This is a genomic window from Gabonia massiliensis, assembly GCF_001403595.1.
GTDB classification, from domain to species: Bacteria; Bacteroidota; Bacteroidia; order Bacteroidales; family Coprobacteraceae; genus Coprobacter; species Coprobacter secundus.
Genome location: NZ_LN877939.1, coordinates 881005 through 893380, shown reverse-complemented (window position 1 = coordinate 893380; position 12376 = coordinate 881005). Strand labels below are relative to the sequence as shown.

At 35.9% G+C, this 12376-nt stretch carries 9 protein-coding genes; all 9 read left to right on the top strand.

From position 1 onward, the window contains the following. Positions 1-769 (top strand): signal recognition particle-docking protein FtsY (gene ftsY, locus BN2628_RS08465; RefSeq protein WP_055096855.1); only part of this gene is annotated, 769 nt, incomplete at its 5' end. 92 nt (positions 770-861) lie between these two features. Beyond that, entirely contained in the window at positions 862-2157 is a 1296-nt protein-coding gene (gene rimO, locus BN2628_RS08460; protein WP_044225993.1) for a 30S ribosomal protein S12 methylthiotransferase RimO, read from the top strand. A 16-nt stretch (positions 2158-2173) separates the two neighbouring features. Beyond that, positions 2174-3262 carry a chorismate-binding protein gene (locus tag BN2628_RS08455; protein WP_052431383.1) on the top strand — a complete coding sequence of 363 codons (1089 nt, stop codon included), beginning with the start codon at positions 2174-2176 and terminating at the stop codon, positions 3260-3262. A 43-nt stretch (positions 3263-3305) separates the two neighbouring features. Continuing rightward, on the top strand, positions 3306-4988 hold the full coding sequence (menD, locus tag BN2628_RS08450; RefSeq protein WP_044225446.1) for a 2-succinyl-5-enolpyruvyl-6-hydroxy-3-cyclohexene-1-carboxylic-acid synthase: 1683 nt from the start codon (positions 3306-3308) through the stop codon (positions 4986-4988). 119 nt (positions 4989-5107) lie between these two features. Beyond that, positions 5108-7129, top strand: coding sequence for an alpha-L-arabinofuranosidase C-terminal domain-containing protein (locus tag BN2628_RS08445; RefSeq protein ID WP_044225443.1), 2022 nt, complete (start codon positions 5108-5110; stop codon positions 7127-7129). A gap of 781 nt (positions 7130-7910) precedes the next feature. After that, positions 7911-8762, top strand: a complete 852-nt coding sequence (gene hisG / locus BN2628_RS08435; protein WP_044225988.1) for an ATP phosphoribosyltransferase — start codon at positions 7911-7913, stop codon at positions 8760-8762. 10 nt (positions 8763-8772) lie between these two features. Continuing rightward, a complete protein-coding gene (gene hisD, locus BN2628_RS08430; RefSeq protein ID WP_044225437.1) occupies positions 8773-10056 on the top strand; it encodes a histidinol dehydrogenase in 1284 nt (427 codons plus the stop codon). A gap of 5 nt (positions 10057-10061) precedes the next feature. Further along, a complete protein-coding gene (hisC, locus tag BN2628_RS08425) occupies positions 10062-11090 on the top strand; it encodes a histidinol-phosphate transaminase (protein WP_055096853.1) in 1029 nt (342 codons plus the stop codon). A gap of 94 nt (positions 11091-11184) precedes the next feature. Further along, positions 11185-12315, top strand: a complete 1131-nt coding sequence (gene hisB, locus BN2628_RS08420; RefSeq protein WP_044225431.1) for a bifunctional histidinol-phosphatase/imidazoleglycerol-phosphate dehydratase HisB — start codon at positions 11185-11187, stop codon at positions 12313-12315. The last annotated feature ends 61 nt before the right edge of the window (positions 12316-12376 follow it).

Below are 12376 nucleotides of genomic sequence, written 5' to 3'. Positions count from 1 at the left end.
GCGTATCATAGAGCGTATAGAGAAGCGGGTATCTCGTGATAAGTATGTGAATACTTCGGAGTTGAAAAGTATGCTTCGTGAGGAGATTGCTGCATTGCTTACTGAAAATAATATTGAGGATGTGCCTGAGTTTACAATTGCTGCCGATAAGAAGCCGTATGTGATTATGGTAGTTGGCGTAAATGGTGTAGGTAAAACTACAACTATAGGTAAACTGGCTTATCAGTTTAAGAAAGCTGGGAACACTGTGTATTTGGGAGCTGCTGATACTTTCCGTGCTGCAGCTGTTGAGCAGTTGGTCATTTGGGGCGAAAGAGTAGGTGTTCCGGTTATCAAGCAGAAAATGGGTTCAGATCCTGCTTCAGTTGCTTTTGATACATTGAGTTCTGCAAAGGCAAATAATGCGGATGTTGTGATTATTGATACGGCCGGACGTTTACATAATAAAATAAACTTGATGAATGAACTTTCTAAAATAAAGAAAGTGATGGAGAAAGTGATACCTGGGGCACCACATGAAATTTTGTTGGTACTTGATGGCTCTACAGGACAAAATGCTTTTGAGCAAGCTAAGCAGTTTACAGCAGCAACAGAAGTGAATGCCTTAGCTATAACAAAGCTTGATGGTACGGCTAAAGGGGGTGTTGTTATTGGTATTTCTGACCAATTTAAAACACCGGTGAAATACATCGGATTAGGTGAAGGTATAGAAGATTTGCAAATTTTCAGGCGAAAAGAATTTGTAGATTCTCTTTTTGGAGACGAATAAAAGCAAAGAATCATAGGCCGTGGAAACGATGCGGGAAATGTTTTTTCTCGTGTTGCTTTCACGGCTGTTTTATGATGTTAATGAAGGAAATAATGATAAAAAATAGAGTTGATATAATAACCTTGGGATGCTCGAAAAATCTGGTAGATTCTGAGCAATTGATGAAACAATTTGAAGCTGCAGGTTATATAGTTAAGCATGATGCCGAAAAAGTGACAGGAGAGATTGTGGTGATAAATACTTGTGGCTTTATAGGAGATGCTAAGGAGGAATCTGTAAATATGATTTTAAATTTTGTCCAGGCAAAAGCTCAGAAAAAAATACGCCGTTTATATGTTATGGGCTGTTTGTCGGAACGTTATATGAAGGAACTTCGTGGGGAGATTCCTGAGGTAGATAAGTTTTATGGTAAATTTGACTGGAAGAATTTAATTGCAGATTTAGGCAAAACGTATCGAAACGATTTATCTATTGATAGAGTACTGACTACACCATCGCACTATGCTTATGTAAAGATCAGTGAAGGTTGTAATCGCTGCTGTTCATATTGTGCTATACCGATTATAACAGGGCATTATCATTCTCGTCCAATAGAAGAAATATTAGAAGAAGTGTCAAAGTTGGTACGAGACGGAGTTAAAGAGTTTCAGATAATAGCTCAAGACCTTACCTACTATGGAATGGATTTGTATAAGAAGTGGAAATTACCTGAATTAATTGATCAAATGGCCCAGATATCAGGTGTAGAATGGATACGCCTGCATTATGCTTATCCTGCTAAATTTCCATATGAATTATTATCGGTGATGGCCCGTCATGATAATATATGTAAGTATTTGGATATAGCATTGCAGCATATTAGTGATAATATGCTTGATAGAATGTATCGTCACGTGAATAAAGTAGAGACTTATGAGTTGCTGAATCGTATTCGAAAGGAAGTTCCGGGAATACATATACGTACAACGTTGATGGTTGGGCATCCAGGGGAGACAGAAGATGATTTTGAGGAATTGAAGCAATTTGTAAAAGATATGCGTTTTGAGCGTATGGGTGCTTTTACTTATTCAGAAGAAGAAGGTACATACTCTGCTAACCATTATAAAGATGATATTCCGGAAGAAGTGAAGCGGAAACGTTTAGATGAGCTGATGGCATTACAGGAAGAAATTGCGACAGAAATAAATAGCGCAAAAGTTGGACAGGTATTACGGGTAATAATAGACCGGGAAGAGGTTGAATACTACGTTGGGCGTACTCAGTTTGATTCGCCGGAAGTGGATCCTGAGGTTCTCATTATAAAGAATAAAGCTTTGAATCTTGGAGAATTTTATAATGTAAAAATAACGTCGGCGCAGCCATTTGATTTATTTGGTGAGATAGTATAATTAAAATTTGATATTTATGTCCGAACAACATGTGACAAATATTGAATTATCACGGGCCATTATGCTCTGTCTGAAGAAGGGAATCCCCTTTTATACTTATCGTTTGCCCGATGATATAGAATTGTATTTTGGAGCACAAGGTGATTCAGAAGTTCGTTTCTTTAGAAATTTTTCAGATATAACATCCTCTCCAGGTTTCATTTTTTCGCCCTTTGATACTCAAAGCGATACCCCGGCTTATTATTTGCGTGGAGATATTCGTTTGACAGACAAGGATGGTTGGAATCGGTTACATGCCCTTCCGAGTATGGAATATAATGTGAAAATAGGAGAATATATAGATACTCCTTATTCTATTTATTCAGGACAAGTGATGAAGATGGTAGATTGTTTTCGTTCTGGAAGATTAAAAAAAGCCGTGTTGTCACGGCCGATTACAGTGGCATGTAATGTCAACGTTGCAGAGATATTTTTGCAGATGACGACATTGTATCCTTCAGCTTTTGTATCTTTAATTTTTATTCCAGGTAAAGAGCTTTGGCTGGGGGCTTCACCGGAGACGTTATTGTCTAATCGCAATGGGATGGTAGAAACTATGTCTTTGGCTGGGACAAAATGTTCAGATGATAGATATTCATGGGGAGATAAGGAACAAGACGAACAACAAATTGTAACAGATAGTATAAAAGTAGTACTATCACGGTTGTCTGGAGGCCAACCGGATATATCTGGAACGTTTACGCGAAATGCGGGGAAAGTATCGCATCTTTGTACGTTATTTCGCTGTCATATATCCTCGGAAGACATGGATACCTTACTTCAAGAGTTACATCCTACTCCTGCAGTTGGAGGATTTCCTAAAAAAGATGCGATACAGTTGATTCATGAAACGGAGACATATGACCGTCGGTATTATGCCGGATATTTAGGACCGGTGTTAGATAAGAATAATTTTGATTTATTTGTCAATTTGCGTTGTATGGAGATTTTTTCCAACTGTGTACATGTATATGTAGGTGGGGGTATTACGAAGTTTTCACAACCCCAGTTGGAATGGACTGAGACGGAAATCAAATCAAGAACGATGCTTGACTTGATAAAATAATAAGGCAAATAATTTATGTGTACTATTTTTATAATTCTCAGGTATGGAGACTACAGATAAAACCGGATGTAAGATATTAGTAGAACTTTTAGTTCAAAAAGGGATAAAGCGAGTAGTATTATCTCCAGGTTCACGAAATGCTCCGCTAATTATTGCATTTGCTCGAGAGCCCCATATAGAACATTTTGTTGTATTAGATGAACGAAGTGCCGCTTTTATCGCATTGGGTATGGTACAGCAGAGTGGGAACCCTGTAGTTTTAGTTTGTACTTCAGGGACAGCTTTACTTAATTATGCACCAGCTGTTGCTGAGGCCTTTTATCAGCATTTACCATTAATTGTTATATCTGCCGATCGCCCTGAAGAGTGGATTGATCAAAATGATAGTCAGACAATTCGTCAGAGGGATGTATTTCGTAATTACGTGAAAGCTTCATATTCATTTCCGACAGAGATTAATTGTAATGATGAACATTGGTATATAAATCGAATGATAAATGAAGCGATTAATTTGTCTCAGGATGGATTACCTGGTCCGGTACACATAAATATTCCTTTACGAGAGCCATTATATAGGGTCAAAAACTATGAAAATCCAGAATTGGAAAGGACAGTAAATACTTTATATGCAGAACAACAGATAGGGGTGGAAATGATGACCGAGTTGGTAAATACGATTGCTAATTATAAAAAAGTGATGGTATTAGCGTCTTTTGGTGCACCAGATATGACTCTAAATAAGTCCTTAGAGGAGATTGCCGGTTGTTGTAATGTCATCGTATTGACAGAAACGGTTGCAAATTTATCTTCTCACAAGTTTATTCAAACGATTGACCGAGTTTTATCAGTCATGACACAAGATGAGAAAAAATCTTTGGCTCCAGAATTGTTGATAACGTTTGGTGGCTCTTTAATTTCCAAGATGGTGAAGACATGGTTGCGCAATTATCCGCCGATAGAACATTGGCATATATCTCCCAGCAATCATATCGTAGATACTATGCAATGCCTTACACGGCATATAGCAGTGCAACCATGTGGTTTTTGGAGACAACTTTCTGGCTGTATAAAAGATGGCAAGAGTAATTATGCCGAATTGTGGCAAAGTTTAAAGTTACGAGCAACCTATTCGCATTCAAAGTATATTGATACCATACCATGGTGTGATTTAAAAGCTTTTTCTCAATTATTTCCTGCAATACCGGAAGGAGCTGCTTTACAGCTATCTAATAGTACACCGGTACGTTATGCTCAATTATTCGAGTATAAGCAAATGAAACGTGTTGATTGTAATAGAGGAACCAGTGGTATAGATGGCGCTACTTCTACTGCAGTAGGGGCTTCGTGGGTAAATGAAGAAATGACAATCTTTATTACAGGAGATATGGGCTTTTTGTATGATTCGAATGCTTTATGGAGTCATTATGTTACGCCAAAATTGAAAATAGTAGTGATGTGTAACGATGGCGGAGGAATCTTTCGTTTTATACAAGGACCATCTGAATTACCGGAATTAGAAGAATTTTTTGAGACTTATCGTCAAGTTGATGTAGAAGGATTTGCTCGGTTGCACGGATTCTCTTGTTGGTCGGTATTTGATGAACAGGCTTTACAAAATGTTTTACCTGCTTTTTTTGCAGAAAAAGAATCTGCTTCAATTTTAGCTATACATACACCTCGGAAAGTAAATGACTGTATATTGAACGGATATTTTAGGCGAAAATAATTTTTATTTCAGAAGATGATATTTTTTTATTGTTTTCTGGCAGAATTGTATTATTCAATATAGAGGTTTCGTCTCTATATTTGTTGACCATAAACATTTTCCTTAAATATATTCGGTGCATGAGTAAAAAGTCTATATTGTTATTTGTTTATAATCTTTTTATATTATCTGTATTTTCTCAAGCAAAATTATTAGTAGATTTCCAACAGAAGGGGGCATCTATCTCTCCGAGTATGTACGGAATATTTTTCGAAGAAATTAATCATTCAGGAGATGGTGCTTTATACGCTGAATTGATTCAAAATCGGGGCTTTGAAGAGCATGTGTTAATCTCGGGTTGTGAGTATAGAGACGGATTTGCTTATGCTCCGCAATCTCCGAATTATATATCGGGGAATATTTCAAATTGGAAACATCCATGGGATATTGAAAAGTTGAAATATACGGCATGGAAATTAGATGATTTGTTGGGAGATGCTTCTTGTGATATTGTAAGTGACGCCCCGCTTCATGCAGCAACTCCGCATTCGATGAAAATTTCTATCAATAATGTGTATACGGATGGTTTTATTAAATTAATAAATGAAGGGTATTGGGGTGTACCTGTCAGGAAAAATGAGAAATATAATCTACGTTTCTTTTTAAGAGCATCACAAGATTATAAAGGCGGTGTTGTTGCGCGTATTGTTTCTTCTGACAATAAGGTATTAGCAGAAAAAAGATTTAACGTTGAATGTAAGGAGGGTTGGAATGAATATGTAGGTGTTCTTCGGGCCAAAGATACTGATTTCAAGGGTTCTTTTGAATTATGTTTTGATGCTCCTGGTACAGTATGGGTAGATTATGTTTCTTTATTTCCTGAGAAGACATTTAATTGTCGAGAAAATGGTTTACGAGCAGATGTTGCCCAAAAATTGGCAGACTTAAAACCTGCTTTTATTCGATGGCCGGGAGGGTGTATTGTAGAAGGAGCGACTATAGAAAATCGGGTGAAATGGAAAGAGACATTAGGAGATCCTATGACTCGAAAAGGAGAGTGGGATTTGTGGAATTATCGTACTACAATGGGATTTGGATATCATGAGTTTCTTCAGTATTGTGAAGATATTGGAGCTGATGCGATGTTTGTAGCTAATGTGGGGCTTTCATGTCGTTTTAGAAATGGTGATTATGTAGATGAATCACAATTGCCAGTTTATATTCAAGATATATGTGATGCTATTGATTATGCTGTAGGAGATGCTTCGACAGAATGGGGGCTGAAACGTATTCAAGCTGGTCATAAAAAAACATTTCCTTTAAAATATGTAGAATTAGGTAATGAAAATTGGGGAGTACATTATGCAACTATTTATAATCGGTTTTATAAAGAGTTGAAATCGCGTTATCCTCAGATAATATTTATATCGACTATCGGTTTTGGGGATGATGAAGATCGTATTGATAAAACTGATATGATAGATCCGCATTGGTATGTAAATGCCGACTTTTTTTATAAAAATACACGTTTATTCGATACAAAGAAAAGAGGTAAATATAAAGTCTATGTAGGAGAGTATGCTTGTAATCAGGGGGTAGGTAGTGGAACTTTAGAAGCTGCTTTGAGTGAGGCTGCCTTTATGATGGGGATGGAACGGAATTCCGATTTAGTTACCATGACTTCTTATGCTCCATTGATAGAAAATTCGAATCGTCGTGATTGGAGTACAAATATGATTTGGGTAAATAATGAAAAAGTTGTTGGGCGTTCATCATATTATGTTCAACAGATGTTTAGCCTTAATCGTCCGGATGTAAATTTGAAAACGGAATTGATATCATTTGCAGATACCTTATCAGAACGTGTACAAGCGATTGGTGGATATGATTATAGGTCGAAAGAAATCGTTATAAAAGTTTTGAATGGAACAGGGCAGGAACTTTCTTTAAATATCGAACTAAATGCATGTAAGGTTTCAGGAAAAGGTCGTGTTATTACATTATCTGCAGCTTCTGATAAATTAGAAAATTCGTTTGATTATCCAGAATTGATTGTCCCGATACAGACGATATCTAAAAGTTTTTCTAATAATTTCTTACAAATCTTTAAGCCTTATTCTTTTACAATATTGAGGGTAAAAGCTAAAAATATTGATGTATAAATAAAAATTCCAGAGCTTATAATGGGCTATTACAAATTCTCTGGAATATAAAAGGTATTTATTATAGACTTTTACTTAATGAGTGCTATTAAAGGTCAACAGCCTCTTTTACAACATCCGCCTTTATGATGATGTCTATTGTGATGTTGTTCGCAGCAATATCCTTTATGATTGCAGTCTTTGCATTCATTACAGTCCTTATTGTTTTTGCAATCACTACAGTTAGAACAATCAGTGTTACATTTGCAATCTTTGCATGTACATTTTTTACAACAACATTCGATCTTTTCTTTGTTTTTGTTATCCTTTTGTGCAGATATTTCAGTTGCACAAAATAAAGAAAATACGAAAATGAAACTTACTAAAATCTTATTCATATTAAAATATTAATTTATTAATTAACAGATAAATAATGTTGCAAATGTATAGAAATATATTATTAAAAACAACATTAGTATTGTTAATATATTTCGATTAATGTTAGATAATCTAGATGAGATTGTGATTACAAAATGAAAGATTATATGAAAAAAATAAACCAAAGAAAAATATTTTGATGGATTCTATTTGCAAATTTCAATTTTTGAAGTACATTTGCAAAAAGCAAGGAAAATAGTTATGATATTTGTTACATTACATCATACGCATCATCATTACTTGACTCTGTAAGAGGTGAGCTGTGGATGTATTGTATATAAAAATATTTATCAAAAGGCTTACCTTATATAAGGTAAGCCTTTTTGTTATAAGAGAAATTTTAACTTTAAAAAATAATAGAAAGATGTTACGAATTGCGATTCAGGCTAAGGGCCGTTTGTATGAAGATACGATGGAATTATTGACCGAGGCAGGTATAAAATTATCATCTGCAAAAAGAACGTTGTTGATTCCGGCTCGGAACTTTCCGGTAGAGATTTTATTTCTGAGAGATGATGATATTCCTGATTCTGTAGCTTCTGGAGTTGCAGATATTGGCATTGTTGGCAGAAATGAATTTATGGAGAAAGGAAAAGATGCTCAAATTCTTAAAAATCTTGGATTCAGTAAATGCCGTTTGTCCTTAGCGATTCCGAAAGATATAGAGTATTCCGATATAAATTGGTTCGAGGGGAAGAAGATCGCAACATCATATCCTGGCATATTGAAAAATTATTTGCAGAAAAATAATATCAATGCCGATATTCATGTAATTACAGGTTCTGTAGAAATTGCTCCAGGAATAGGCCTTGCTGATGCCATTTTTGATATTGTGAGTTCTGGTAGTACTTTGGTAAGCAATAGGCTGAAAGAGGTTGAAATAGTAGTTGAGTCTGAGGCTATTCTTATTGGCAATAATAATCTTTCAGATGAAAAAAAAGAAATATTGGAAGAGTTGATTTTTCGTATAGATGCGGTACAAGCGGCAGATGACAAAAAATATATTTTGATGAATGTGCCGAATAAAAATCTTGAAGAAGTTTTAAGTGTATTACCGGGAATTAAAAGCCCTACGATAATGCCATTGGCCCAAGAGGGCTGGAGCTCTGTACATACAGTATTAAATGAGAAGTGCTTTTGGGAGATTATCAACAAATTGAAACAGGCTGGGGCAGAAGGAATATTGGTGTTAAATATTGAAAAAATGGTGTTATAAGCATTTTCTTATGGAAGTTATAAAATATCCTTCGAAAACAGAATGGAAAGCGATTGTCGCTCGGCCTCATTTAGATACTCTTTCATTACACAATACTGTAACTGAAGTGTTACAAGAAATTAAGGAGAGGGGGGATGAAGCTTTACAGTTTTATACAGAAAAGTTTGATGGTATAAAGTTGAGCGATATAGAAGTTTCAGCAGAAGAGTGGGATGAAGCTGATAATTTGGTGCCATCTGACCTGAAAGTAGCAATTGAAAATGCTCGTGATAATATAGCTCGTTTTCATTCTTCTCAGTCTATTTCTATAAATAAAGTAGAAACCTCTACTGGAGTTATATGTTGGCAGAAGCCTGTAGGTATTGAAAAAGTTGGGCTTTACATTCCGGGGGGAACAGCTCCTTTATTTTCCACAGTACTTATGCTGGGTGTTCCGGCCCGTATTGCAGGATGTCGGGAGATAATTATGTGTACGCCCTGTAATAGTAAAACAGGAAAAGTACATCCGGCTATTCTTTTTTCTGCTCGTGCTGCTGGAGTTAAACGTATATTTAAATTAGGTGGTATCCAGGCTATTGGTGCGATGGCTTATGGTACCGATAGCGTACCAAAAGTGTATAAGATATTTGGTCCGGGTAATCAGTATGTGACTGCAGCTAAACAGATTGTAAGTCTGAGAGATGTTGCAATAGATATGCCGGCAGGTCCGTCAGAGGTAGCAATAATAGCCGATACATCGTCAAATCCATCATTTGTGGCATCAGATTTTCTTTCTCAAGCTGAACATGGCGCAGATAGTCAATCTATGTTGTTTACTGTTGATGAGTCTATTATTATGCCGGTGCAAGAAGAGATTGAAAAACAATTGGCTTTGTTGCCCCGTAAAGAGTTGACAAAAAAGTCTCTTATGCATAGTAAAATTGTAGTGGTAAGGGATATAGATGATTTGATAGAGCTTACTAATGAATATGCACCGGAACATCTTATTATTCAAAGTTCAAACTATATGCAATTAGCTGAACGCATAGTCAATGCTGGTTCTGTCTTTTTAGGTCCATATACTCCGGAAAGCGCTGGAGATTATGCCTCGGGTACAAATCATACGTTACCAACCAGTGGATATGCAAAGGCATATAGCGGGGTGAATCTTGATAGTTTTCTTAGAAAAATAACGTTTCAGAAGATTACACGAGAAGGATTACAGAATCTGGGTAAAACTATTGAAGTTATGGCTGCAAATGAGCATCTTGATGCGCATAAAAATGCAGTATCAATACGTTTAAATAATCAATAAATACGATGAAAATAGATTTGAATAAGCTTTTACGCCCTAATATACGTCAATTAAAACCGTATTCATCAGCAAGAAATGAATTTAAAGGAGAAGCTTCTGTTTTTCTTGATGCTAATGAAAACCCTTTTAATCCTCCATATAATCGTTATCCTGACCCTTTGCAATGGGAGGTAAAAGAAAAAATAGCTCAAATAAAGGGTGTTTCCCCTGAAAATATATTGTTAGGAGTAGGAAGTGACGAACCGATAGATTTATTGTTTAGAGCGTTTTGCCGACCGGGAATCAATAATGTAGTAGCTATAGATCCTACTTACGGTATGTATAAAGTGTGTGCCGATATTAATGATGTAGAATATCGGCCTGTCGTGCTTAATGAAGACTTTGATTTCTCTCCGGATAAATTATTAGATGCCTGTGATGAAAATACAAAACTAATATTTCTTTGTTCTCCTAATAATCCGACAGGGAATNCAAAAATAGTTGAAGTTCTCACCCGTTTTTCAGGTATAGTCATAGTAGATGAGGCTTATATCGATTTTTCTTCACAACCGTCTTTTTTAAAGAAATTAAATGAATATCCTAATCTGGTCGTATTGCAAACATTCTCCAAAGCCTGGGGAAGTGCTGGTATACGCTTGGGAATGGCTTTTGCATCTTCGGAAATTATTAGCATCTTTAATAAAATAAAATATCCATACAATATCAATAAACTGACACAAGAACATGCTCTGATACTTTTGTCTCATCAGGACCAAGTTCGATTATGGGTTAAAGAACTTATTGACGAACGAAATGAGCTTGCTCGACAATTAGCTGCATTTTCTTTTATAAATAAGATTTATCCAAGTGATGCAAATTTTTTGTTGGTGAAGACCAATGATGCTCAGCGATTATATAATTATTTAGTAACAAAAGGGATAATTGTTCGTAACCGAAGTAATATTACACTTTGTATGGGATGTATACGTATTACTGTAGGCACGTCCGAAGAAAATCAAATATTACTTGATGCTCTGAAAGAATATGCATTTTAGGAAAAATTGAGAATATTATTTTTTTGAAAAGGGTGGTGAATGAGAAAATCATATTTGAAAGATTGTTAGACACTTCTATATAAGGAGAAGATATATGGCGAAACGTGTATTATTTATAGACCGAGACGGAACTTTGGTTGTCGAGCCCCTTGTTGATTGTCAGCTCGATAGTTTGGAGAAATTAGAATTTATCCCTGGAGTTTTTCGTAATTTACATTTTATTAGGGAAAAGCTTGATTTTGAGTTGGTAATAGTTACAAATCAGGATGGATTAGGTACGACATCATTTCCTGAAAACACCTTTTGGCCTGCACATAAAAAAATTTTACAGGCTTTTAAAAATGAAGATGTTATATTTGATGATGTTCTTATTGACCGTTCTTTCCCTGAAGATAATTTACCAACTCGGAAGCCCGGAGTAGGAATGCTGGGAAAATATTTGGAGGGAGATTATGATTTGATGCATTCATATGTGATTGGGGATCGTATTACAGATATGCAACTTGCTCAAAATTTAGGATGTAAGGGTATCTTGTTCGCTATACCGGAAGAGGGAGAACAAAAAATTGAAGAGTCAGGTTTGAGTGATACATGTACACTTATAACAAACAGTTGGGACCGGATTACAGAATTTTTATTTGCCGGTGAGCGGCGGACAGAAATAGTACGAAAAACATCAGAGACCGATATTTATATAGCGCTTAATTTGGATGGTCATGGTAAGTGTAATATAAATACAGGACTGGGATTTTTTGATCATATGCTTGAGCAGATTGGGAGGCATTCGGGTATAGATCTTACGGTAAAAGTAAAAGGAGACTTGTATGTTGACGAGCATCATACAATAGAAGATACCGCTATAGTTTTAGGTAATGCTATAGCTCAGGCATTAGGAGATAAACGGGGAATAGAGCGCTATGGCTTTTGTCTGCCGATGGATGATTGCTTATGTCGTGTAGCATTAGATTTTAGTGGACGTCCATGGCTAGTATGGGATGCGAAATTCAAACGAGAAAAGGTTGGAGATATGCCTACAGAGATGTTTTTCCATTTTTTTAAATCATTAGCTGATTCGGCTCGTATGAATCTGAATATTTACGCGGAAGGAGAAAATGAGCATCATAAAATAGAAGGAATATTCAAAGCGTTCGCTCGTGCTATTAAGATGGCTATTCGTAGAGATATATTTCATTATGAGTTGCCGAGTACAAAAGGAACTCTTTAGAAAAGAGTATTTGGTATGGATGATTTGTTCAAATAGATATAGGAGTTTCTCTCTTCGCTGA